23 protein-coding genes are annotated in these 24,527 nt (G+C 63.8%); 11 read left to right on the forward strand and 12 right to left on the reverse strand.

The features are described from left to right. Window positions 1–27: 27 nt before the first annotated feature. Genes AB9K35_RS22100 through AB9K35_RS22110 form a run of 3 tightly spaced genes read right to left on the reverse strand, consistent with a single transcriptional unit; the run spans window position 28 to window position 3,138 of the window. The gene (locus tag AB9K35_RS22100) at window positions 28–846 is read right to left on the reverse strand and encodes an ABC transporter ATP-binding protein (protein WP_222454215.1); all 819 of its coding nucleotides are present in this window, start codon (window positions 844–846) and stop codon (window positions 28–30) included. Beyond that, complete coding sequence (locus AB9K35_RS22105; RefSeq protein ID WP_369929516.1) at window positions 839–1,177, reverse strand: hypothetical protein; 339 nt, start codon at window positions 1,175–1,177, stop codon at window positions 839–841. Before AB9K35_RS22105 ends, AB9K35_RS22100 begins: the two co-directional genes overlap by 8 nt. Continuing rightward, a complete protein-coding gene (locus AB9K35_RS22110) occupies window positions 1,174–3,138 on the reverse strand; it encodes an AMP-binding protein (protein WP_369930211.1) in 1,965 nt (654 codons plus the stop codon). Before AB9K35_RS22110 ends, AB9K35_RS22105 begins: the two co-directional genes overlap by 4 nt. A gap of 363 nt (window positions 3,139–3,501) precedes the next feature. Here AB9K35_RS22110 and AB9K35_RS22115 point away from each other — a divergent pair, with 363 nt between their 5' ends. The 4 genes from AB9K35_RS22115 (at window position 3,502) to AB9K35_RS22130 (ending at window position 6,839) form a co-directional block, all read left to right on the forward strand. Next, entirely contained in the window at window positions 3,502–5,403 is a 1,902-nt protein-coding gene (locus AB9K35_RS22115) for a PAS-domain containing protein (protein WP_369929518.1), read from the forward strand. Further along, window positions 5,400–6,104 carry a response regulator transcription factor gene (locus AB9K35_RS22120; RefSeq protein WP_369929520.1) on the forward strand — a complete coding sequence of 235 codons (705 nt, stop codon included), beginning with the start codon at window positions 5,400–5,402 and terminating at the stop codon, window positions 6,102–6,104. Before AB9K35_RS22115 ends, AB9K35_RS22120 begins: the two co-directional genes overlap by 4 nt. Window positions 6,105–6,170: 66 nt before the next feature. Beyond that, entirely contained in the window at window positions 6,171–6,569 is a 399-nt protein-coding gene (locus AB9K35_RS22125) for an MAPEG family protein (protein ID WP_369929522.1), read from the forward strand. A gap of 42 nt (window positions 6,570–6,611) precedes the next feature. Next, window positions 6,612–6,839, forward strand: coding sequence for a WGR domain-containing protein (locus AB9K35_RS22130; protein ID WP_222454221.1), 228 nt, complete (start codon window positions 6,612–6,614; stop codon window positions 6,837–6,839). Window positions 6,840–6,915: 76 nt separating this feature from the next. Here the strand turns inward: AB9K35_RS22130 and AB9K35_RS22135 are convergent, their stop codons facing one another. Then, window positions 6,916–8,115: a hydantoinase/carbamoylase family amidase gene (locus AB9K35_RS22135; RefSeq protein ID WP_369929524.1), complete on the reverse strand. Its 1,200-nt coding sequence runs from the start codon at window positions 8,113–8,115 to the stop codon at window positions 6,916–6,918. A gap of 120 nt (window positions 8,116–8,235) precedes the next feature. On the opposite strand from AB9K35_RS22135, the gene AB9K35_RS22140 reads away from it, so the two are divergent. Genes AB9K35_RS22140 through AB9K35_RS22160 form a run of 5 tightly spaced genes read left to right on the forward strand, consistent with a single transcriptional unit; the run spans window position 8,236 to window position 11,991 of the window. Beyond that, window positions 8,236–8,886: a histidine phosphatase family protein gene (locus AB9K35_RS22140; RefSeq protein ID WP_369929526.1), complete on the forward strand. Its 651-nt coding sequence runs from the start codon at window positions 8,236–8,238 to the stop codon at window positions 8,884–8,886. A 22-nt stretch (window positions 8,887–8,908) separates the two neighbouring features. Beyond that, window positions 8,909–9,523: a glutathione S-transferase family protein gene (locus AB9K35_RS22145; RefSeq protein WP_369929528.1), complete on the forward strand. Its 615-nt coding sequence runs from the start codon at window positions 8,909–8,911 to the stop codon at window positions 9,521–9,523. Window positions 9,524–9,535: 12 nt separating this feature from the next. Next, window positions 9,536–10,588 (forward strand): saccharopine dehydrogenase, encoded by a 1,053-nt coding sequence (locus AB9K35_RS22150; RefSeq protein WP_369929530.1) that lies wholly within the window; start codon window positions 9,536–9,538, stop codon window positions 10,586–10,588. Next, entirely contained in the window at window positions 10,585–10,836 is a 252-nt protein-coding gene (locus AB9K35_RS22155; RefSeq protein ID WP_222454226.1) for a SemiSWEET family transporter, read from the forward strand. Before AB9K35_RS22150 ends, AB9K35_RS22155 begins: the two co-directional genes overlap by 4 nt. 12 nt (window positions 10,837–10,848) lie before the next feature. Then, window positions 10,849–11,991, forward strand: a complete 1,143-nt coding sequence (locus AB9K35_RS22160; RefSeq protein WP_222454227.1) for a saccharopine dehydrogenase family protein — start codon at window positions 10,849–10,851, stop codon at window positions 11,989–11,991. Window positions 11,992–12,076: 85 nt separating this feature from the next. Here the strand turns inward: AB9K35_RS22160 and AB9K35_RS22165 are convergent, their stop codons facing one another. The 4 genes from AB9K35_RS22165 to mutL form a co-directional block, all read right to left on the reverse strand. Further along, a complete protein-coding gene (locus AB9K35_RS22165) occupies window positions 12,077–12,409 on the reverse strand; it encodes a DUF3775 domain-containing protein (RefSeq protein WP_222454228.1) in 333 nt (110 codons plus the stop codon). Window positions 12,410–12,494: 85 nt separating this feature from the next. Continuing rightward, entirely contained in the window at window positions 12,495–13,790 is a 1,296-nt protein-coding gene (locus AB9K35_RS22170) for an adenylate/guanylate cyclase domain-containing protein (RefSeq protein ID WP_369929533.1), read from the reverse strand. Further along, window positions 13,791–15,167: a DNA recombination protein RmuC gene (rmuC, locus tag AB9K35_RS22175; RefSeq protein ID WP_369930212.1), complete on the reverse strand. Its 1,377-nt coding sequence runs from the start codon at window positions 15,165–15,167 to the stop codon at window positions 13,791–13,793. Window positions 15,168–15,204: 37 nt separating this feature from the next. Next, on the reverse strand, window positions 15,205–17,184 hold the full coding sequence (gene mutL / locus AB9K35_RS22180) for a DNA mismatch repair endonuclease MutL (protein ID WP_369929535.1): 1,980 nt from the start codon (window positions 17,182–17,184) through the stop codon (window positions 15,205–15,207). Between the two features lie 250 nt (window positions 17,185–17,434). Here mutL and deoC point away from each other — a divergent pair, with 250 nt between their 5' ends. Together deoC and AB9K35_RS22190 are read left to right on the forward strand one after the other, a co-directional pair. Beyond that, window positions 17,435–18,424, forward strand: coding sequence for a deoxyribose-phosphate aldolase (deoC, locus tag AB9K35_RS22185; RefSeq protein WP_369929537.1), 990 nt, complete (start codon window positions 17,435–17,437; stop codon window positions 18,422–18,424). A 15-nt stretch (window positions 18,425–18,439) separates the two neighbouring features. Then, window positions 18,440–20,776: an aldehyde dehydrogenase family protein gene (locus AB9K35_RS22190; protein ID WP_369929539.1), complete on the forward strand. Its 2,337-nt coding sequence runs from the start codon at window positions 18,440–18,442 to the stop codon at window positions 20,774–20,776. Between the two features lie 385 nt (window positions 20,777–21,161). Here AB9K35_RS22190 and rpsO read toward each other — a convergent pair whose 3' ends face one another. From rpsO to truB, 4 genes are all read right to left on the reverse strand, one after another. After that, window positions 21,162–21,431, reverse strand: a complete 270-nt coding sequence (rpsO, locus tag AB9K35_RS22195) for a 30S ribosomal protein S15 (RefSeq protein WP_008555454.1) — start codon at window positions 21,429–21,431, stop codon at window positions 21,162–21,164. Between the two features lie 238 nt (window positions 21,432–21,669). Then, window positions 21,670–22,764, reverse strand: a complete 1,095-nt coding sequence (locus AB9K35_RS22200; RefSeq protein ID WP_369929542.1) for a calcium-binding protein — start codon at window positions 22,762–22,764, stop codon at window positions 21,670–21,672. 88 nt (window positions 22,765–22,852) lie between these two features. Continuing rightward, window positions 22,853–23,383, reverse strand: a complete 531-nt coding sequence (locus AB9K35_RS22205; protein ID WP_369929544.1) for a DUF1643 domain-containing protein — start codon at window positions 23,381–23,383, stop codon at window positions 22,853–22,855. A gap of 191 nt (window positions 23,384–23,574) precedes the next feature. Then, window positions 23,575–24,501: a tRNA pseudouridine(55) synthase TruB gene (gene truB, locus AB9K35_RS22210; protein ID WP_369929545.1), complete on the reverse strand. Its 927-nt coding sequence runs from the start codon at window positions 24,499–24,501 to the stop codon at window positions 23,575–23,577. Window positions 24,502–24,527 lie beyond the last annotated feature (26 nt).

Here is a 24,527-nt window from a genome sequence, read left to right on the forward strand (position 1 = left end):
TCGAAATTACTTGGCCGCATCAGTCGCTCAGTCATGCGAAACCCCCAGGTAGGCGTCGATGACGTCCTGATTGTTGCGCACCTCGTCCGGCGTGCCGTCACCGATCTTCTTGCCGTAATCCATCACGACAACCCGGTCGGAGAGGTCCATTACCACGCCCATGTCATGCTCGATCAGCGCGATGGTGGTGCCGAACTCGTCGTTCACATCGAGGATGAAGCGGGACATGTCCTCCTTCTCCTCGACGTTCATGCCGGCCATCGGCTCGTCGAGCAGCAGAAGCTTCGGCTCCGCCGCCAGCGCGCGCGCCAGTTCGACCCGTTTCTTCAGACCGTAAGGCAGCCGCGCCACCGGCGTCTTGCGGATGTGCTGGATCTCCAGAAAGTCGATGATCTTTTCGACCACCTCGCGGTTTGCGGTCTCCTCCGCCTCGGCCTTGCCTTTCCACAGCGCCTGCGCAAACAGCCCGGTTTTCATATAGTTGAGCCGCCCGGTCATGACGTTGTCCAGAACGCTCATGCCTTCGAACAGGGCGATGTTCTGGAACGTGCGGGCGATGCCCTGGCGCGCCACTTCAAAGGGCTTCATCGGCGGGCGTTTCTTGCCATGAAACAGCACCTCGCCCTCTTGCGGGACGTAGAAGCCGGAGATCACGTTCAGCATCGAGGACTTGCCCGCCCCGTTGGGGCCAATGATCGCGCGGATCTCGCCTTCGCGGATGTCAAAGGAGATGTCCTTGATGGCCACCACGCCGCCAAAACGCAGCGTGATATTCTTCATTTCCATCACCACACCACCGATGGTGCGGCCGTCTTCGGTGACATAGCTGCCGGTGTTATCAAGCATGACAGAGGCCTCCCAATTGCGGGTGCTTGGAAAAATTAAGGTTTCCGTGCGACACTTGTGGACAACGAGCAGCAAGGAGATCGACACAATGTTCGGCGAACTTGAGCATTCCTGCCTTCTGAAGATGGCTCTCGAATGCAAGCGACTTGGGCTGACGCAATCCGAAAGCCTCGCGTCCCTGGTTGAACAAACCCACGGCTTCAGCCCCCATTTCAAGATTCAGCAGGTGGTCCACACGGTCTTTCACCCCGGGCAGAACCCCGACCTGGTCTGACCCACGCCCGCTCTGACGGGTGTAGCGACGCATCCTGCACGCGTTGATCGAGCTCATTCCGCGGCCACCTTCTGAGCGGCCACCGGTTGCACCTCGGCATCGACAATCGTCAGCGTGGCGCGGATCGATCCCTTGCGGCCGTCCTCATAGGTAACTTCCGTCACCGTCGAGACCTTTTCCGATCCATCGTAGAGCGCGTTGATGATGTCCGCAAATTTCTCCTCGACGATGCGACGGCGCACCTTGCGGGTCCGGGTCATCTCGCCGTCATCGGCATCCAGTTCCTTGTGCAACACCACGAAGCGGTGCACCTGGCAACCTGACAGCATCGGATCTTCGGCAACCGATTTGTTGACTTCGTTCACATGTTCCCGGATCGAAGCCAGCACCTGCGGGTGGCCCGCCAGTTCCTGGTAGGAGGCGTAGGCGATGTTGTTGCGTTCGGCCCAGTTGCCCACCGCCGTAATGTCGATGTTGATAAAGGCAACGCAGCGGTCGCGACCATTGCCGAACAGCACAGCCTCAAGGATGTCCGGGTAGAATTTCAGCTTGTTTTCAACGTACTTCGGCGCAAACATCGCGCCATCCGCCATCTTGCCCACATCCTTGGCGCGGTCGATGATCCGCAGGTGGCCAGACCCCTCCTCGAAGAAGCCGGCATCGCCGGTCGCGACCCAACCGTCCGCGTCCTTGGTCGAGGCCGTGGACTCCGGGTTGTTGTAATACTCCACGAAGGTGCCGGGAGAGCGATAGTAGATCTCGCCATTGTCGCCGATCTTGATCTCGACCTCCGGCGCCGGGACACCAACGGTATCGGCACGCACTTCGCCGTCCGGCTGGACGGTGATGAAGACGGTCGCCTCTGTCTGACCATAAAGCTGCTTCAGGTTAATACCGAGGCTGCGATAGAAATCGAAAATTTCCGGCCCGATCGCCTCGCCCGCGGTATAACCCACGCGGATCCGTCCATAGCCCAGCGTATCCTTCAGCGGGCCGTAGACCAGCAGATTGCCCAGCGCGTATTTCGCCCGATCCAGCAGCCCCACGGGGCGGCCGTCCAGAATGTCCCCGCCGACCTTCTTGGCGTGCGCCAGGAAGTAGTGGAACATCTTGCGCTTCAGCGCGCTCGCGTCCTCCATCCGGATCATCACATTGGTCAACTGGCCCTCGAAAACGCGGGGCGGCGCGAAGAAATAGGTCGGACCGATCTCGCGCAGGTCGGTCATCATGGTGTCGGCGCTTTCCGGGCAGTTGACGCAGAAACCGCACCAGTAGGCCTGCCCGATCGAGAAGATGAAATCCCCCACCCAGGCCATAGGCAGGTAGGACAGGATGTTCTCTGCCTGGGTGAGATTGTCAAATTCCGCCGAGTTCTTGGCGCTCTGAATCACGTTGCGGTTCGACAGCACCACACCTTTGGGCTTGCCGGTCGTCCCCGACGTGTACAGCATCACGCAGGTGCTGTCGTAATCCAGCTTGGCCTGCCGGGCGGTCAGTTCGCCGATCAGCTCGTCGCGGGCAGCGCGGCCCTGATCCTGAACATGACTGAACTGGTGCAACCGGGTGTGGTCGTATTTGCGCATGCCGCGCGGGTCGAGATAGATCATGTGCTCGAACTGGTGCAGCTGATCCTGGATCTCGATCACCTTGTCGGCCTGCTCCTGATCGCCCACGATCACGAAGCGCGCGCCGCAGTGGCCCAGCACATAGGCCATCTCCTCGGCCACCGCGTCCTGGTACAAGGGCACCGGCACCGCGCCCACCGCTTGGGCTGCGACCATCGACCAGTACAGGTAGGGACGGTTGCGGCCGATGATGGCGACGAAATCACCCTCGTTCACACCGAGGTTGAGCAGGCCCAATGCCAGCGCCTCGATCTCCTTTGCCGCCTCGGCCCAGGTCCAGCACTGCCAGATCCCGAATTCCTTTTCCCGATAGGCCGGCGCATTGGCATATTGCGCCGCATTGCGTTGAAGCAGCGCCGGCAGGGATCTCAACCCTTCGGCGCCCATCTGCATCTGAGCCAAATTTCTTTCCTCCCTTTCCGGCGTTGCTGCCGGACCGACCGCTGTGCGCGGCTCTGGTCCCGATTAGGGACGTCCACATCCTAGCGCGTCAACTTTTTCCTGATGTTTTCGCAAATCTTACCAATTGTAACAGCGTATTTTTGTATATAAATCATTTGGTTGCGCAGCGCATTCAGCAGGGCACTCCCCGCATCTGCAACCCTTTTCCCTCATGCGAGGGCTCCCGATCTCCCATTCTCCCCCATGCTTTTGACGGTAACGTGAATGCATGGCCGAAAGCTCGAATCGACATTGCCGCACAATGGCGGTTTGCCAGCATCGTGCGGCAGTGCTAGCCATGCCTGCGGGGGGAATATGGACAGAAACCGCAAACAACGCGCCGCGATGACCACCGCCGGGCTGAACCTGATTGCCCAGGCCTTGTCGATCTACGACAACGATTTGCGGCTCGCCGTGTGCAACCGGCGTTTCCAGGAGATGTTCAACCTGCCGGACCATCTGGTCCAGCCCGGAGCCGCGTTCGCCGACACTATCCGCTATCTGGCCGAGGCGGGCGAATACGCTCCGGAAACCGATATCGAGGACATCGTCCGCACCCGTGTCGAACAGGCGCTGGCCTTTGTCCCGCATTACCTGGAACGCCAGCGCCCCAACGGACAGATGGTCTCGATCGAAGGATCACCGCTGCCGCAGGGGGGCTGGGTCACGGTCTATACCGATATCACCCGGGCCAAGCGTGCCGAGCAGCTGCTGCGTGCTCGCTCCGAGGAGATGTCGGAACGGCTGATCGCCCATACCGAAGAGCTCACCGCCGCCAACCGCAAGCTGGCGGCCACCAACACCGCGCTGGAAGAGGCCAAGCGCCAGTTGACCGAAATCGAAGGGCGCACCCGACTGACCACCGAAATGATGCCAGCCCACATCGCGCATGTGGATGCCGACGGCTATTACACCTACACGAACCGCCGTCTCAGCTCAGTGTTTCCAAGTCGCCCGTCGGATATCCTCGGGATGCATATTGCCGATGCGCTTGGTCCTGCTTCTTTTGAGCGGATCGAACCTCACCTGCTGGCCGCCTACAAAGGCGGCAGTCCGGTCTTCGAGTTCACCGAAAGCCACGCCAGCCGCCGCATCCGGGTGGCCTTCACGCCCGACCAGCAAGGCGGTGTCTATATCCTGTCGATGGATGTGACCGAGGAGACCCAGGCCCGTGTTGCACTGCAGCAAGCGCGGCGCCGGGAAATGGCGGCCCAGATGACCAGCGGGCTGGCGCATGATTTTTCAAACCTCCTGACCATCATTCTGGGCATGCAGGGCAAGCTGGAAAAAATGGACCTGCCACCAGAGGCGGCCGAGCTGGTACAGGGGACCCTTTCGGCCGCGCGACGTGGTGGACGTTTGCTGAACCGGATCGCCGAGATGACCGGCCAGCGTAGCCTGCGCCCCCAGGCCACCGACATGCACACCTTGCTGGAGGAGCTGAAAATCCTCGCCTCCCCCTCGTTGCCGCAGGGAATTGGTCTGAGCATCCTCGACCACATGCCGGACGAGATGCTGCTGCTGGACAGTGGCAAGTTGCAGGATGCGCTGCTGAACCTGATCCTGAATGCCCGGGATGCCTGCGGCACCTCTGGCCAGATCACGGTGAGCGCCCATGCAGTCGGCCAGACCTGGGTCGAGATCACCGTGACGGACACCGGCCCAGGCTTCTCGCCCGAGGCCTTGGAAAAGGCGCTCAACCCGTTTTTCACGACCAAGGGCAGCGAAGGATCCGGTCTCGGCCTGCCGATGGTTTACGACATGGCCAAGCTCGCAGGCGGTGACATGCGGATCGGCAACGGGGTAAGCGGTGCCGCCATCACCCTGCGCCTCCCCTACCGGCGCGCGCCGGATGCCGATGGCGGTCTGGCGCTGCTGGTCGAGGATAGCGCCGAGCTGCGGGCCGGGTTTCGCGACATGCTGATCGATCTCGGCTACTCGGTGATCGAAGCCACCAGCGTCGACGAAGCCAGCGCCCTGACTGCCAACCTGCCGGACATCGCGCTGGTGCTATCGGATATCAAGCTGGAAGGGACCGCCACCGGCATCGACCTCGCCATGCGGCTGGATGGCTCGGGCCCGCCGTGCATCCTGATGACCTCACTGCCGACAAGCGACCCGTTGTTTCGCAAGGCATTGAAATGTGGCCCTGTTCTGCGCAAACCTTTCACAACGCACCAATTGTCCGAACTGATCCGGCCGGAGCCCGCCAAATGACATCACCCCTGGTCACCATTCTGGATGACGAACCCGAAATCCGCCAGATCCTGACCAGCACGCTGGAGGACGCGGGGTTTCGCACGCAAAGCTTTTCGCGCGCCCGAGAATTCGAGGCGGCATTGAAACGAGTGACCCCGGACGTGTGCCTCGTGGACCTGTCGCTCCCCGATACCGACGGGCTCGCGCTGGTGCATCGGCTGGCACTGGAGCAGGGGGCCGCGGTCATCATCATTTCGGGCCGCGCGCAGGTGCAGGACCGGGTGACCGGTCTTGAACTCGGCGCCGACGACTATATCACCAAACCGTTCGACCCAGCCGAAGTGGTCGCCCGCATCCGCGCCCGCCTGCGAAGCGGCCCGCGCCAGACGGCCCCTGCAAGCGACACGGCACGGTTCTCCGGGTGGACGGCCCATTTCGACCGCTATTTGCTTGAGGACGAAACCGGCGCGCAGACCCCGTTCTCCCACGCGGAGGGCGAGGTGCTGCGGCTGTTTCTGGACAGCCCCAAACGGCTGATCTCCCGCGCCCAGATGCAGGAAGCACTTGGCGGTGCGGCCGGTGACAGCTTCGACCGTGCCATGGACGTGCGGATCTCGCGGTTGCGCACCAAGCTGCGCGAGGACCCCAAGAACCCTCGGCTGATCAAGACGATCTACGGTGCCGGCTACATCTTTCTGGGCGACGTGGATTGGGTTTGACCGCCCAAAAGTAGAAAAAGCAGCCGAAAACACTACGCTTTCTCTTATGAGATGGAGGAAAGCGTGATGTCACAACTGCAATTTTTCACCGTTTTGTCCGCACTGTGGTTGGCGCTGGCCTGGGTGCCCTATATCCTCGACCGGATTCTTGTCCGCGGCCTGATGGGCGCGCTGGCCAACCCAAGCCCGCAGGACAAGCCGCAATCGCCCTGGGCACAACGCGCCCATCGCGCGCACATCGTCGAGGTCGAACTCTTTGTTGCTTTTGCACCACTGTCGCTGCTCGCCTCGATCCTGATGCCGACAGCCGACCATCCCGGAGGTCTTGGGGCGGCTTTCTTTTTCGGCATGCTGATCCACTATATCGTCTACGTGCTGGGCATCCCGGTGGCGCGCACCGCCGCGTTTGCGGTGGCCGCCATCTCGTCCATCTTGCTCGGGTTGTCCCTGCTGACCATGGGATAGCGCCTCTTGCCCGGGCAAACCGCTGGCGGTAGAATCACCCGCATGACCACCTGTCTGCTCTATCGCCAAGCCCCCGCGCGCCCGTCGCGGTTCTACCGCATAGAACTGGCGATGAACCTGTTTTCCGAGGTCTCGGTACTGCGGGAATGGGGGGTGGCCGGCAGCAATGGCCAATGCAGTATCAACATCTATGACAACCTGCGCGAAGCGTCGCTTGCTGCCGACAAGCACCGCAAAAGAATGCTGAAACGCGGATATAACCGGGCCTGAACACGCCAGTGGCGTACCGCCCACCTGTGACGCCCCCTCAGAAAAATGCCCGCAAGCCGTCCGAAGCTCGGACGTTTCAGGTTGCCAGTCGCCGTGCAGCCTGGTCCAGCACCCGAAGCGCCAGAACCAGATCTTCCTCGGCGGTGTCCTCGTCAAAGGCGTGGCTGATGCCACCGATCGACGGCACAAACAGCATCCCCGCAGGCATCACCGTGGCCAGATTGGCCGCGTCATGCAGCGCGCCGGAGGGCATTTTCTGCCACTTGCCCGCCGCCAACCCCTCTGCCCCTGCGGCCAACGCGGCCTGAAACCCCGGGTCCATCGCCGCGGGTTCGATGCCCAGCACCTCGCCCAGCTCCACCTCGACACCGTACTCGGCCGCGATTTGTGCCGCCGTCTCCGCGATGATCGCCTGCATCCTCGCCAGCCGCTCGGGGTCGGCGTCGCGCCACTGCATCGAAAACTCCACCCGCCCCGGCACCACCGAGGCGGCATTGGGGTGCAACGCCACATGGCCGATGGTCCAGACCGTGGCTGGGGTCACCACATCGGCGAAGCGGTTGTTCAACACCGTGTTGAAGGCTGCCAGCGCCTGAAACGCATCCCGACGCAGGTGCATCGGCGTGGTGCCCGCGTGGTTCTGTCGGCCTGAGAAGCTGATCCGCATGTCGCGGATGCCAACGATATCGGTCACCACGCCCAGCGTCAGGCCGGTTTCCTCCAGATAGGGGCCCTGTTCGATGTGCATTTCCAAGAAGCCGCTGAACCGGTCATGCGGCAGGAAATCCCCTGCCAAATCGGCCATCTGCCCGCGCATCTCTGCCAGTGTATGGCCGCCGGTATCGGTAAATGCATCCGCCAGCTCCAGCGACAGCTTGCCCGTCCAGATGTCAGAGCCGGTCAGCACGCCGAAACGGCCCTCCTCGTCCTGAAAACTGACGCAGGAAATCTGCGGGCCGCCGTCCTCCCGCGCGGCACGGGCGACCTCCAGCCCGGCGATCACCCCCAGCGCCCCGTCCAGCCAGCCACCCTCGGGCTGGCTGTCGCAGTGCGAGCCAACCAGCAGGCTGCGCCCCTGCGTCAGGCCGAACAGATTGCCCAAAGGGTCGAAATGCGGCTCTAACCCTGCGGCATCCATGCGCACAGCCAGCCATTTGCGCGCTGCAATGTCAGCCTCGCTGAAGGCCTGCCGCACCACGCCCTTGCCAACACCCGCAGCGCCAAAGCTGCGCAGCTGATGCAGGTCTTGCAGAAAACGTTGCGGGTCAAGCGGCATGATCGGTCTCCTTCAGAACTGGCGCAACCCTGCGCCAGCACACGCATGGGTACAATCCCTCTCTTTTCACTGCCCGCAACCTCGCCTAAGACTCCCGCGACACCCAACGGAGCCGCCCCCATGTCCCACATCACGCTGATCCGCCACGGTCAGGCCAACACACAGGCCCGCGACGAGGCCAGCTACGATGCGCTCAGCGATCTGGGGCATCAGCAGGCGGCTTGGCTGGGGGCCTACCTGCGCGACACTGGCAGCCATTATTCGCGCATCTACTGCGGCACCCTGACCCGCCATATCGAAACCGCCGCCTCGATGGGCTGCGCCGATGTCGTGCAGGACCCCCGACTGAACGAGATGGAGTATTTCACCCTCGCCGAAGCCATGCGTGACCAGCACGGGCTGCCGATCCCGCAGGAGCGCGAGGGCTTCATCGACCACCTGCCCCGCGTCTTTGCCGCCTGGGCAGCAGGCGACATCGCCGACCCCTACGAGAGCTGGGAAGCGTTTGAGACCCGCACCCAACAAGCCCTCGCCGAGATCGCCGAGGGCGAGGGACCGGCGCTGGTCATCACCTCCGGCGGGCTGATTTCCATGGCGATGCGGCAGTCGCTGGCGCTGAACACCACTGCCATGGCCCGGTTGGCGCTGGCGGTGATGAACACCTCCATGCACCGGCTGTTCCCGATCGGCGGCCACTTCAGCCCGGTGCTGTTCAACGCGGTGCCGCATCTGGACACGCCAGAGCGGCAGTTTGCCCAGACCCACCTTTGATCTGCGAAAGGACCGACGACACATGCAGCTCTACTATGCCCCCGGAACCATCTCCGTCGCCGTGGCCATCGCACTGGAAGAAACCGGTCTGGAGTATGAGGCGATCAAGATCGACTTTGCCGCCAAGGAGCAGACCGGCGCAGCCTATGCCCAGATCAACCCAAAGGGCCGGGTGCCCGCGCTGGCGGTGGATGGCGGCATCCTGACCGAAACCGGAGCGCTGCTGGAATATATCGCGGATCTGGCCCCGGACGCAGGCCTGCGCCCCGCCGATCCGCTGCTACAGGCCCGCATGCGCGAAGTGATGTTCTACCTGGCCTCGACCATGCATGTGAACCACGCGCACAAGCTGCGCGGCTCCCGCTGGGCCAGCGAGCGTTCGAGCTGGAAGGACATGCAGAAAATGGTGCCGCAAACCATGGCCGCCAGCTGCGAGTACATCAGCCGGTTTGGTCTGCGCGGCCCCTTCGTGCTGGGATCAACCGTCAGCCTCGCAGACTGCTACCTCTACGTGGTTTGTACCTGGCTGGAGGGCGACGGGGTGAAACTGGCAGATTTCCCAAGGATTCAGGAATTCATGACCGCAATGGACCAGCGCGCCTCGGTGCGGGCGGTTCACACCAAAGGCATGCTTTAAAGGACATCACACATGACACATCTGTGGGTACGGGCTGAGCAGCGCCCCAACGAAGACCGGGTCGGCCTGACGCCCGAGGGCGCCAAGGCGCTGCTGGACGCAGGCATCAAGGTCACGGTCGAGGAGAGCTCCGTGCGGGCAATCCCGCTGCAGGGCTACATCGATGTCGGCTGCGAGATCGCGCCGGAAAACAGCTGGCCCGCCGCGCCTGCGGAAGCCATCATCTTTGGCCTCAAGGAGCTGCCCGAGGACGGGACCCCGCTGCCGCACCGCCACATCATGTTTGGTCACGCCTTCAAGGGCCAGCACTCGGGCAAGGCGCTGCTGGAGCGGTTCAAGGCGGGCGGTGGCACGCTGTACGATCTGGAATACCTCGTCGACGAAACCGGCCGCCGGGTCGCCGCCTTTGGCTACTGGGCGGGATACGCGGGTGCCGCTGTGACGCTGAAGACCTGGGCAGCCCAGCAACGCGGTGAAATCTGCGGACCGGTGGGCGTCTACGGCGGCAAGGATGCGCTGCTGGCGGAGCTCGGAGCCGAGCTGGACGCGCTGTCCGCGGATCGCCCGACCGCGATCGTGATTGGCGCGCTCGGCCGGGTCGGCACCGGTGCGGCGGACCTTTGCGAGGCGATGGGCGTCAAGGTCACCAAGTGGGACATGGCGGAAACCGCCCGCGGCGGCCCCTTTCCACAAATCCTGGAGCATGACCTGTTTCTGAACTGCATCTTCGCCCGCCCGGGAACCCCGGTGTTTGTTCCCCGTGAAGCAATGGCCGCGGACCGCAAGCTGACCGCCATCGGCGACATCGCCTGCGACCCGGACAGCGATTACAACCCGGTGCCGGTCTATGACCGCGCCACCACCTGGGACCAGCCCGCCCTGCGTGTCGCCGAAAGCCCCGTTCTGGACGTGATGGCGATCGACAACCTGCCCTCGATGCTGCCGGTCGAAAGCTCTGAGGATTACGCCGCACAGCTGCTGCCCTCGCTGTTGACCCTGGCCGATCTGGACGGCGGCGTCTGGGGCCGGGCCAAGGCAACATTCAAGGAGCATCTGCCCAAATGATCACGCCGTATATTGGCTATCTTGCCGCCATACTCGGTACCATCTGCTGGCTGCCGCAGGCTTGGAAAGCCTGGGCCACCCGGGACACGGCCGGATTGTCGCTTGTCTCGAACCTGATGTTCCTCCTCACGGTTCTGCTGTGGTTCGGGTACGGGCTGCTGATCGGCGACTGGCCCCTGATCCTGGCAAACTTCTGCGCCATCCTGATCGTGCTCAGCATCGTCGCGGCCAAACTGAAATTCGGATAAGGGAGAACACCCATGACAATTCACTGGTGCGGCACCGGCCTGTCGGCCATCCCCGGCCTGCGTCGACTACTGGAAGCGGGCCATGATGTTGCGGTCTGGAACCGCACGCCGGAAAAGGCACGCGAGGCGGTGGGCGATCTGACCACCAACATCCACAGCTTCAGCCTGTCCAACCTGGGCCAGATGCTGAGCCCGAAGGACGTGGTTGTCTCGATGCTGCCCGGCGATTGGCACGTGCCGCTGGCCGAACTGGCGATCGAGCGCGGCGCGCATTTCGTGTCCTCCTCCTACATCGCGCCGGAAATGCGCGCACTGGACCAGAAGGCCAAGGATGCGGGCGTCTGCCTGATCAACGAAGTCGGCCTGGACCCCGGCATCGACCACCTTATGGCCCATGCGCTGGTTGCGGATTACAAGGCTTCCGAAGCTTATGATGCCGGCAATGAAGTCAGCTTCATCTCCTACTGCGGTGGCATCCCCAAGATCCCAAACCCGTTCCGGTACAAGTTCAGCTGGTCACCGCTTGGTGTGCTGAAGGCTCTGCGCTCCCCCTCGCGTTCGATCCGCGACTTCAAGGAACTGGATGTCGCCCGCCCCTGGGACGCGATTTCCTCATACGAGGCGCCGCTGCCCGAGGCCGAGACCTTCGAGGTCTATCCGAACCGCGACTCCCTCCCCTTCATGGCGCAGTACGAGTTCGAACCGGAGTGGAAGGTCAAACAATTCGTCCGCGGCACCCTGCGCCTGAACGGCTGGGCCGAGGCCTGGAGTGACGTCTTCCGCGAGGTCGAAACCCTGAGCGGCCCCGAAGGCGATGCGCGGCTAAAGGAAATGTCGGACCAATTCTGGGAGGAAAACGCCTACGACGAAGGCGAGCCGGACCGCGTGGTGATGTGCGTCGGCCTGAAGGCCGAGAAGGACGGAGCCGAGGTGTGGCACAAGACCTATGTGATGGACGCCTGGGGCGACGACCGCGGTACTGCCATGGCCCGGCTGGTATCCTTCCCGGTTTCCTTCGCAATCGAAGCGGCGATGAACGGCAAGATCAAAGCTGGGGTGCATGCTGCTCCCAGCGATGCCACGCTCGTGGACAGCTGGCTTTCTGAGGTCGGCAAGCTAGCGCAGCATCTGGCCATTGTGGACCACAAGGGCTGAGCGTCACCTACAGATCCTCAAAAACGCCAAGGGGCATCCGGTCAGGATGCCCCTTTTTTGTCGAAGGTAGAAATCTGGCTGAGCGCTAGGGTGCGAGACGGCCAATCACGTCGTCCTCTACGTCCTGCACGTCAATGCCCAGCGCCTCCAGCCCCGCCTCGAGGTTGTCGGCCAGATGCGGGGTGCCGAGCAGGTAATCGGCGGTCGGCGTCGTGGCCTCCTGACGGGCAGTGTAAATCGCTTCCGCCAGTTCCTCCGGCTCGAAACTGCCCCGACCGATCCACATGATGGCGACCAGTTCCGCCTGCTGGTCTTCGCTCATCCTGTCAATGAAAGCGCGCAGTTCACCCTCGGCTCGCCCCAGTTCGCGGGCCATCATCGCCACCTGTGCCACCTTGCGGGCCGAGATTTCCAGCATCGCTCCACTCCTTCTGTCGCTGCCAGCATATCAAACCGTGCGCAAAACGCCTAAGTCTTTGATCTGCGGCAAACACAAGGCCGGGTCAGACGGGCGGTTTGCCGAACAGGGCCAGACCACTGCGCCGCCCGCGCAGAACCTCGGGTGGCAACGCCATCCAGCCATCCCGCGTCGCCGCGACCCCGGCCGCATCCAGCAGCGTGGCGGATACAATCAGCTCCAAATCATGGGCGCGGGTCACCTGCTCCAGTCGAGCAGCCGTATTCACCGTGTCTCCAAAGACCGAGTACTCCAACCGTTGCTGCGTGCCTGTCACACCGGAAAACACCTCTCCCCAGTGGATACCGATGCCGACTCCCAACGCCGTCTCGCCTGCGGCCTGTCGGTCCTGTCGCCACTCCGCCATGGCTTTCTGCAGCCGTTCGGCGCACTCCAGCGATCCTGCCGCTGCACGCTCGCCCTCGAACAGGATCATCGCGGCATCGCCAATGTATTTGTCGATCAACCCGTTGCACTGGCCGACCACGGCCTCCACACGCCCCCGGAAGTCGGTTATCAGCCGGCTGACCTCCTGCGGTTCACGGCCTTCGCACCAGCTGGTGAAGCCGCGGATATCGATGAACATCACCGCCATTGTCTGCTGGCGACCTTCCTGCAGCGTCTCCAGACCGCCACCGGCCAGACGGCCCGCCAACTGGGCCGGCAGATAGCGTGTGAGATTGGCCTTCTGCCGGACTTCCTCCAGCAGGCGGTTTAACAGCGCGCGGGTCCGCAAGGCGGCCACCAACAGCACGAGGCCCGCCAGCGACACCATCAATACCCGCATCAGATTGGGTGGCATCCCGTGCGCCAACTGCACCCGCCTTACGGCTTCGACCGACACCACCGGCGGCTCCCACGTCACCAGCCACAAAAAGCCCGCGGCCACCAACAGCACCTGGTATGCCAACAGCAGCGGATTGAACCGCAGCACGCCGAAGGCAAGGATCAAAGGTGCCATCCAGGCCGATGGCATGGTGAATACCAAATCGCCCGGAAGACCGGAGTTGCGCAGAGACAGCCAGGAATTGAGAAACAGGAACACGCCATCGGCGGTCACCGCAGCCCAGATCATCCAACGCCTGAAGACACCGCGCCAGATCGCGGCAAAGGTCAGCACCCCAACCGCCATGTAGGAGAACAGCGTCGCTGCAGCCAGGCCAAGCTGTTGCCACAGGTAGATTTCATCCACCATCGGCAGGCCGTCCAGGGCAAGGATCAGCGCCATCAGAAGCCCAACCGACACCACGATCCGCAGGAGCGCAACGATCCGTTCAGCATCCACTTCGGCCGCCCGCAGCAACGGAGCCACCGAAGGGTTCACGGGCTTTGGGAAGCGCATCTACTCGTCCGCCAGCAAGGCGACCTGGCGTGGCTCGGTCTCGACGTGACCGGGATCCTCCAACGCCGCCCCCTGCGGCACCACCCCCATCGCTTCGAACTTCCGCGCAGAGGGAAGCACGCGGGCCTCCAGCGAGCCAACGGCCTTGTTGTAATTGTTCACCGAGGAAGACAGCGACTTGCCGACCGAGGCCAGGTTCTTGGAGAAGGTCGACAGCCGGTCATATAGCTCCTTGGCGGTCTTTTGGACGGCCACCGCGTTTTCGGCCATCTTCTCCTGCTGCCAGCCATAGGCGATGGACTTGACCAATGCCATCAGCGTCGTCGGGGTCGCGATCAGCACGCGGTTCTCAAAGGCATATTCGATCAACCCCGGATCTGCCTCTGCGGCCGCCGAGACGAATGTTTCCCCGGGGATGAACATGACGACAAAGTCCGGCGTTTCCGCCAGCGCGCTTTGATAGGCCTTGGATGCCAGCTGCTTCACATGGGTTTTCACATGATTTGCATGGCGCGCCAACGCCGCGCTTTGTGCCTCGGGGGTTTCGGCCTCCAGCGCGTCCAGATAGCCCTCCAAAGGTGTCTTGGCGTCCACAACGATGCTCTTGCCACCGGGAATGCGCACCACCGCATCGGGACGGCGCAGCCCTTCGTCGGTGCCGACGCTTTTTTCCAGTTCGTAGTCCACATGCTCCGCCATGCCCGCCATCTCGAAGACCTGGCGCAGCTGCATCTCGCCCCAGCGCCCCCGGGTCTTGGGCGCGCGCAATGCCTGCACCAGTTTGCGGGTCTCTCCGCCCAGCATCGCCTGCCCCTCGGCCAAGTGCTTTACCTGTGCCTGAATGGCACCGTAGGCCTCGTTGCGCGCCTGTTCGATCTCCTTGATGCGCTCGCCGAACTGGCCCAGCTTCTGATCCAGCGGTTTGACCAGATTTTCGATCGCGGCGTGACGCTTGGCCAGATCCGCATCGGCGGATTTGCTATGCGCCTGGAAGCGTTCGCTGACCAGACTCAGGAAGTTCTCGGAGTTCTGTTTCAAAACTCCCGAAGCGAGGGAGGCAAACTTGTGCTCCAACTGCTGGTTCATCTGGTTCAGTTCTTCCAACCGCGCCGCGTGCTCGGCTTTCAGCGCCTGCACCTGCGCCTCTGCCTGATAGCGGGCGGCGCGCTCGTTTTCGCTGGTCCGGCGCAGGGTCGCCAGCTCATCCGTCAATGCGGGAAGACGGGCGGCCTCGGCCCGCAATCCGGCATTGTGACTGCGCAGATCGCTGTTGAGCTGCTCCAGATGACGGGCATGCGCCCGCAGCCGCAGCGCCGCGACCCCCAGCACAACGGTCACCGCCGCCAACGCGTAAACGGCCCATTGGGCCTGCTCCATAGTCACTGCTCTGTCTCCCCTGTTGCGGGTGTATTGTTCAGCTGCGCCCGAACAGGCGCTCGATATCCGCCAATTTCAATTCCACATAGGTGGGGCGGCCGTGGTTGCACTGACCGGAATGGGGCGTCGCCTCCATCTCGCGCAGCAGTGCATTCATCTCCTCGCCCCGCATCCGACGACCAGAGCGGATCGATCCGTGGCACGCCACCCGGCTCAGGATCGCCTCCACCCGCGCCTGCACCAGCTGGCTTTCCCCCTGGTCCGACAGTTCGTCCAGAATATCCTTGATCATCGCTTCCGCGTTCACTTCGCCCAGGATTGCCGGGGTTTCACGCACCGCAATCGCGTTTCCTCCGAAAGCCTCGATGCCGAGACCGAATTTCGCCAGATCGTCGACAACGGCCAGCAGGGTCGCACACTCATTCTCGCTCAGCTCCACGATCTCCGGGATCAGCAGAGCCTGCGCGGCCACCCCGTTCTCGGCCATTTGCCGCTTGAGCTTTTCATAGACCAGCCGTTCGTGGGCGGCGTGCTGGTCAACGATGACCATGCCGTCAGCGGTCTGGGCGATGATGTAGTTTTCATGCACCTGGCCGCGCGCCGCCCCCAGCGGCAGGGCTTCGGCCCCGGGCGCGGAGGCCTCAGGCGCATCCGACGGTTGACCCGGGGCCATCGGTGCCTCCGGCACCTCGGTGACCCGACCGCTGTAGGCGCCTGCGAATTCGGCAAAGCCCGGCGATGGCGGCGCATCCGCCGAGGGCGCCAGCGGCTGGCCGGGGGATTGCGCCGCGTAGGACGCGCTGCGTGCGCCCAGAGAGGGGCGGTCCATCTGATAGACCCGCTGCGCGCCGGTGGCCGTCGGGTGCCCGCCCGTTGGCTCGGGCCGCATCGCCCCCAGCGTTGCCCCGGCAACCGTGGTCGAGGCCCGGTGCCCGGCTTCCGCCAGCGCCAGCCGCAGGGTGGAGACGATCAGCCCGCGCGCCAGCCCCGGATCGCGGAACCGCACCTCGGACTTGGCCGGATGCACGTTCACGTCCACCGCCTGCGGTTCACAATCGATGAACAGCGCGGCCGCCGGATGGCGGTCACGGCTGAGGAAATCGAAGTAGGCCGCCCGCAACGCCCCGGTCAGCATCTTGTCCTTCACCGGCCGGGTGTTGACGAACAGGAACTGCGACACCGCCGCGCCGCGCGAATAGGTCGGCAGCGCCGCATAGCCATACAGCCGGATGCCTTCGCGGGTGGCGTCAATCTTCAAGGCGTTCTCGGCAAACTCGCGCCCCAGCACCGTGGCCAGCCGCCCGTGCAGCGCGTCGAACAGATCGCCGGACAGGGGATCGGCGCGGAAGGTCACCCGCCCCTCGCCGCCGCCGGACACATCACGCAGGGTGAAGCCGACCGAGGGCTCCGCCATCGCCAACCGCTTCACGGTGTCGGCAATTGCCTGTGATTCGGCGCGGTCGCTGCGCATGAATTTCAGCCGCGCCGGGGTGGCAAAAAACAGATCGCGCAGCTCGACGATGGTGCCCGCCCGCAGCGCTGCGGGCTTTACCGGTTCCTGACGGCCGCCGGAGACCCGGATCTGCATCGCCTCATACCCGGCGGCGCGGCTGGTGATGGTCAGCCGCCCCACCGCGCCGAGGCTAGGCAGCGCCTCGCCTCGGAATCCGAAAGTGTGGATGTTCAAAAGATCCGAGCCGTCGATCTTGGAAGTGGCATGGCGGCTCAGCGCCAGCGGCAGGTCCTCCGGCGTCATGCCGCAGCCGTCATCAGTGACCCGGATCAGCGTCTTGCCGCCGTCCGCGATCTCGATCGTGATGCGGGTGGCGCCGGCGTCGATGGCGTTTTCCACCAGTTCCTTGACCGCCGAGGCGGGACGTTCCACCACCTCGCCCGCGGCAATCCGGTTGATGGCGCTGTCGTCCAGCTGGCGGATCACCGGACGGCTGTCCGGACCACGGTCCGGGCGGCTCTCAGAGGGCGTATTTTCGCTGATATGGGGTTCTGCACTGCTCATACCGCTAAATTTAGCATGTGAGCCCGATTCTGCCACCGGAATGCGCACCGCTTGCGCTTGGACATTCGTAAAACAGGAACCCGCCCGATCCGTGCAACCATGTTCCGGCAAGTTGCCGCAAAGGAACCCCTCCCGCGCCCGTATTTTTTTGTCCATTCAGTCAAAAAACCGCCTGCAGGCCGGGACCGTTTCTTGCCAAAATGCCGCACCCATGCAACCTTCACCCGGAATTCTGCTGAGGATCTCCCATATGGAACGCCAAATCGCTGAACGAAGCGCGCAACTGCCGCAGCTGACCGAGCCGCGCAATCCCGGCATGGCGCTGGACCTGGACTGGGTCGCCTCGGTGCAGGCCAATACGTCGGCCATCGAGCGGCGCTGCGCCACGCTGCCGGGCCGCCGCAGCGTCAAGAAGGACCACCAGGCCGCCTGGCTGCTGAAGGCGATCAGCCTGATCGACCTCACCACGCTGGCCGGCGACGACACCGAAGGCCGCGTCCGCCGCCTGTGCGCTAAAGCGCGCCAGCCAGTCAGCCCCGGCCTGCTGCGCACCCTGGACATGGAGGGGCTGACCACCGGCGCCGTCTGCGTCTACCACGACATGATCCCTGCCGCAGTGCAGGCGCTGGCCGGCAGCGGCATCCCGGTGGCGGCGGTCTCCACCGGCTTCCCGGCCGGGCTCTCGCCGTTCCACCTGCGGGTGGCCGAGATCGAGGAAAGCGTGCGCGCCGGAGCCGAGGAGATCGACATCGTGATCTCCCGCCGCCATGTGCTGACCGGCAACTGGCAGGCCCTCTATGACGAGATGAAGACCTTCCGCGAGGCCTGCGGTGAGGCGCATGTCAAGGCGATCCTCGCCACCGGCGAGCTGGGCAGCCTGCGCAATGTCGCGCGCGCCTCGCTGGTCTGCATGATGGCGGGGGCGGATTTCATCAAGACCTCGACCGGCAAGGAAAGCGTCAACGCCACCCTGCCGGTGTCGCTGGTGATGATCCGCGCCATCCGCGACTATTTCGACCGCACCGGCTACCGCGTCGGCTACAAACCCGCGGGCGGCATTTCCAAGGCCAAGGACGCGCTGGTCTACCTCAGCCTGATCAAGGATGAGCTGGGCCACCGCTGGCTGCAGCCCGACCTGTTCCGCTTTGGCGCGTCCTCCCTGCTGGGCGATATCGAGCGCCAGCTGGAACACCATGTGACCGGGGCGTATTCCGCCGGCCACCGCCACGCCATGGCATAAGGCAGGACCAAGAACATGACCATCAAAGAGATCTTCACCACCATGGAATATGGCCCCGCCCCCGAAAGCGCTGCCGAGGCGCTGGCCTGGCTGGTCGATCAAGGCAGCCGCTTCGGCCATTTCATCAATGGTGAATTCACCGCCCCTGGCGCCGGCTTCGACAGCAAGAACCCTGCCACCGGCGAAGTGCTGGCAAGTTTGACACAGGCCAGCCAGGCCGACGTCGACGCCGCCGTGCAGGCCGCCCGCAAGGCGCAAGGCAAATGGGCCGCGCTTGGCGGACCGGGCCGGGCGACATACCTCTATGCCATTGCACGGCTGCTGCAGAAACACGCGCGCCTCTTTGCAGTGCTGGAGACGCTGGACAACGGCAAGCCGATCCGCGAAAGCCGCGACATCGACATTCCGCTGGCGCAGCGGCATTTCTACTATCACGCGGGCATGGCGCAGCTGATGGAGGCCGAGCTGCCGGAGGCCGAGCCGCTGGGCGTCTGCGGCCAGATCATCCCGTGGAACTTCCCACTGCTGATGCTGGCGTGGAAAATCGCACCGGCCATCTCCATGGGCAACACCGTAGTGCTGAAGCCTGCGGAATACACTTCGCTGACCGCACTTTTGTTTGCCGACATCTGCCGCCAGGCGGGCCTGCCCAAGGGCGTGGTCAACATCGTCACCGGCGACGGCGCCGTGGGTGAGATGATCACCGCGGCAGACGTCGACAAGATCGCCTTCACTGGCTCCACCTCGGTCGGCCGCCGCATCCGCGAGGCCACCGCCGGCAGCGGCAAGGCGCTGACGCTGGAGCTGGGCGGCAAGTCGCCCTACATCGTCTTTGACGACGCCGACATCGACAGCGCCATCGAGGGCCTGGTGGATGCGATCTGGTTCAACCAGGGCCAGGTCTGCTGCGCGGGCTCGCGCCTGCTGGTGCAGGAAGGCGTCGCCGACCGCTTCCACGCCAAGCTGAAGGCCCGCATGGACAAGCTGCGCGTCGGCAATCCGCTGGACAAATGCATCGACGTGGGGGCCGTGGTGGACCCGGTGCAGCTGAACACCATCCGCGAGATGGTCGCCGCCAACCGGGCTGGCACGATGCACCAGGCCCAGGTGGAGATGCCGACCGAAGGCTGCTTCTTCCCGCCGACCCTGATCGAGGGGCTGACCCCGGCCGATCCGCTGATGCAGGAAGAGATCTTTGGGCCAGTGCTGGTTTCCTGCACCTTCCGCACCCCGGCTGAGGCGGTGGAGCTGGCCAACAATACCCGCTACGGGCTGGCCGCCACCCTGTGGACCGAGAACGTGAACTTGGCGCTGGACATGGCACCGAAACTGGCCGCGGGCGTGGTCTGGGTCAACGGCACCAATATGTTCGACGCTGCCGCAGGCTTTGGCGGCGTACGCGAAAGCGGTTTTGGCCGCGAGGGCGGCTGGGAAGGGCTGGCGGCCTATACCCGCCCCAAAACCAAGGCCAAACCACTCGCCAAGGTCGAAGCCTTCGGCGGCGATGGTGCTCCGGCGGACGGGCTGGACCGCACTGCCAAACTGTATATCGGCGGCAAGCAGGCGCGCCCGGATGGCGGCTACAGCCGAGGGATCCATGGCAAATCCGGCGCGCTGCTGGGGCATGTCGGCCTCGCCAATCGCAAGGACGTGCGCAACGCGGTCGAAGCCGCGGCAGGTGCCAAGAGCTGGTCCAAGACCACCGGCCACCTGCGCGCGCAGATCCTGTACTATATCGCCGAGAACCTTTCGGCCCGTGCCGATGAATTCTCCGCCCGCATCGATGCGATGACCGGCCGCAAGTCCGGCAAGGCAGAGGTGGAGGCCGCAATCCAGCGCCTGTTCAGCGCGGCGGCCTGGGCCGACAAATACGACGGGCAGGTGCATGGCGTGCCGATCCGCGGCGTTGCATTGGCGATGAAAGAACCGGTGGGAGTGATCGGGTTGCTTTGCGCCGACGAATCCCCGCTGCTGGGGCTGGTTTCGGCCATGGCACCCGCGATTGCCATGGGCAACCGGGTGGTGCTGGCCGCCTCGGAGCCCTTCCCGCTGGCGGCCACCGATTTCTACCAGGTGCTGGAAACCTCGGATGTGCCTGCGGGCGTGGTCAACATCCTGACCGGAAGCCATGCCGAACTGGCCAAGCCGCTGGCATCGCATCTGAACGTGGATGCGGTCTGGAGCTTCTCCTCCAGCGATGTCTCCGCCGAGATCGAGGCCGCTTCAGCCGGAAACCTGAAACGGACTTGGGTCAACAATGGCACCGCGCCGGACTGGACGCAGGACCAGACCAAGCGCTTCCTGCAGGAGGCGACAGAGGTGAAGAACATCTGGGTGCCCTACGGCGAATAACCGCGATCGGCCCACACGACAGACAGGCGGGGCGTGCTCCCGCCCGTCTTCGATCTTGCGATCTTATCCCGTTGGGCCGGGCGCCGCTGGCGCGGCGCGCCAGTGGAACCTACGTTGATCGACTTGGAGGCTTGGTCGCCCCTCTCGAGGCAATCGGGCCGGGCATTTTTAAGCCGCAAACGCCGTTACCGCCCCCTCTCAGCAGGAGAACCACCCGTGCGCAGCACGGGCCACGCCCAAGACCGCGAACCGTCCGGCGCAGCCGGGGGGCTTGCGGACGCGGGAGCGTTGCCCCGATGACCGCCACCTCGGCGCCCTCTGTGCAAGACAACAAAAAACGCCCGCTCCTTTCGGAACGGGCGCTGAAAATCCGGATAAGCGCGGATCAGCGGCGGATACCCAGGCGCTTGATCAGGTCCTGGTAGCGGGCCTCATCCTTGCCTTTGGTGTAATCCAGCAGCTTGCGGCGCTGAGCAACCATTTTCAGAAGGCCACGGCGGCCGTGGTTGTCCTTCTTGTGGGTTTTGAAGTGCTCAGTCAGGGTGTTGATGCGCGAGGTCAGGATTGCAACCTGGACTTCCGGCGAACCGGTGTCGCCGTCCTTGGTTGCGAATTCTTTCATCAGGCGTGCTTTTTCTTCTGCAGTGATCGACATCGGGGTCTCCTTCATAGGTTAGAGTGGATGGCGCAGGCCGGGATGTCGTCCAGCACAGGCCCATGGAGAGATCTGCCACGGAATCGCGGCAGATGCGGGCGTATAGGATGTTTCAGCCGCAAAAGCAAAGCCTAACTCATCCGCCCCACCTCGCGAGCTTGAGAAGCTTGGTTGTAGGAGCCCAAATCGCAGCATTGCCAGAGCGGCTGCGCGGTCAGGCGGTTCTAGTCAGGCGGTTCTAACCGGGCAACAGCCCAGCCTGTGCGGCGGAGGCGCTGTCCGTCACGACAAGATCCGCCGCCGTCAACCCAGCGGCCCCCGTGAGACGCACGGCGGCCACGCCATCAACGAGTATCAGCTGCTCACCTTCGGCGTCCGGGTTGGGCTGTATCTCCACCTCGGGCTCAGCGCCAGGGTCGAAGTCCCAGACGAGAACCAACTGATCCTCCGCGGCATCGAAATCCATCAGCCGCAGGGTTGTGTCAGCCCCGGTCCAATCACCGACGGTGAAACTATCCTCACCGGCACCGCCGGTCAGGACGTCACCGCCACCGGCAATCAGGGTGTCCTGCCCATCGCCGCCATTCAGATGATCCGTCGCACTGCCATCACCAGCGCCGTCAACAACGTCATCCCCTGTCCCGCCAAACAGCGCGTCCTGCCCCAGACCGCCGTTCAGGCTGTCACCCCCATCGTTGCCAAGGATCAGGTCATCGCCGTCTCCGCCAGACAGGCTGTCGTGGTCCTGGCCGCCATACAGGACATCCGCGCCGTCACCGCCGTGCAAGCTGTCGTTACCGAAGTGCCCGTACAGGCTGTCTGCCCCCGCTCCGGCAAGAAGAGTGTCCTCACCGTCGTGACCGTGCAACAGGTCATCACCCTCCCCCCCGGAGAGCTGATCGTCACCGCCATTGCCGTGCAGCACGTCATCGCCGCCGTCGCCAAACAGGCTATCCTCGCCTTCGTACCCGCCGATCTGGTCGTCGCCGCCCCCACCACGAAGGAGGTCCGCCGCGTCGGAGCCAACGAGGATATCGTTCGCATTGGTGCCGACCTGTTCCGACTCATGGGACGCGCCCGAAGTGTCGAAACCGAAATCTGAGCTGGCATCATCGCTTGAGGGACTGGCCGTCTCCTCCTCATCGCTGTCGTCTGTGTCAGGCGGATCGGCGAGCTCAAAGAACCCTTCGCCGAGATCTTCGCGGCCGCGGCTCCCCTCCGCTATGTCCCCGCCCGAGGTGACGTCATCCTCATCGTCTTCGGGGGGAACCTCTTCGACCAGAACCGCACTGCCAATCGCCATCAGCCGCAGGACACTCGCCAACCACAACATGACCACCAAACCCTCGATACAAATCACCGATCATATCGCAAGCATGGCACATGATGTTTGTCACGCCAAAACAAAACGGGAACATGGGTTAACAGCTGTAAACCGGTTCTTCCGGCTCCCAGACGATGGGCTGCTGACTATACGGAATATACAGGGGATGCTTCGGGTGCCCGGCCTTGCTGAGACCGAGGTGATACAGAGGCTGCCCGGTCGCCCGCAATGCCGCCGCCACGCGCGCGCCCTGACCGCGATGGACCCCATGCGTGCCCCAGGCGCAGACGACCATGTCCGCCCATCGCGCCCCTTCCAGCACCACATTCAAATTGTCCGGCCCTTCCGGATGCTTCAGCCTTCGCATCTCGCGCGGGTCCGTCACCCGGCAGGCAAAGATGTTGGTCGCCCGAAAACTGCCGAATCCCAGCGCCCGGGCCCGCCGCTCACAGCGCTCAATCGTCGGGTCGTTCTGAACCTCGGTGGCCGTCGAGGGGTTGAGCATGACAAACATCACCCGCCGTCCAGCCGGGTCCCAGACCCGTGTCAGGCTGTAGCGATAGGTCTCGCAATCCGAATAGACGGCGGTCGAGGGCGCATCGCCCTTGGTATGGCTGCGGGTAATCATGCAGGCTCTCTACCCCGCCGAGACAGCGTTTCCAAGCCGACGGCACCCACCGTGGAACACACGGCAGGAGTTCCAACGGCGGTATACTGCACAGCTGAATGGATCAGCGTCACTGACCAAGTGGTTCGCACCCGAAACTTCTGGTCAGTCCCGTTGCCGCGAAAGCATGATGTGGAGCGCGTTGGCCGGGCTTAGTCCGCCTGCGTGGCCGCGGCGTGATTGAATACCCGGCTGGGGTGCAGTTCACCGGCCTTGTAGACCCCAACGGCCACCGCCTTGCCGTCCATGGACGCCCAGGCTTCCTCGCCGTATTCCACGTCGGAGGCCATCACCATGCCGGGGTTGCCATTGCGCAGACGCACCGCCCCTTGCGGGGTGCACTTCAACTCCGGCAGGTCAGCCAGCCCCTCCTCGAGAGGGCGCAGATACTGGTCCAGTTCCGGAGTCTTCGCCAACTCGTCGATTTTCTCCAGCGAGATGCCATCCTCTGCATCGAATGGGCCGGACCAGATGCGACGCAGCTCTTTCACATGCCCGTGGCACCCCAGCGCAGCCCCCAGATCGCGCGCGATGGAGCGCACATAGCCGCCCTTGCCGCAGGTCATTTCCAGCACGACATGATCCGCGTCCGGACGATCCAGCAAGATCAGTTCCTCGACCCACAACGGCCGCGCGGTCAGCTGTACGTCTTCACCGTCCCGTGCGAGCTTGTAGGCCCGCTGGCCATCAATTTTGACCGCCGAGAACTTGGGCGGCACCTGCATGATTTCCCCAAGGAACGGCAGCAGCGCGTCCTTGATCTGCTCGTCGCTGGGCCGGGCATCGCTCTCGGCGATCACCTCGCCTTCGGCGTCATCGGTGTTGGTGGCCTGACCAAGGCGAACGGTAAAGGTATAGGCCTTCAGTGCGTCGGTGATATAGGGCACGGTTTTGGTGGCTTCGCCCAGCGCCACTGCCAGAACACCTGTCGCCTCGGGGTCGAGCGTACCTGCATGACCAGCCTTCTTGGCATCCAGCGCCCAACGCACCTTGTTCACGACCGCGGTCGATGTCAGCCCCGCAGGCTTGTCCACCACAAGCCAGCCGGAAATATCGCGCCCTTTGCGTTTGCGTGCCATGCCCTGTCCCCATGTGTAAGTGAGGC

This window comes from Leisingera sp. XS_AS12 (assembly GCF_041224635.1).
GTDB lineage: Bacteria > Pseudomonadota > Alphaproteobacteria > Rhodobacterales > Rhodobacteraceae > Leisingera.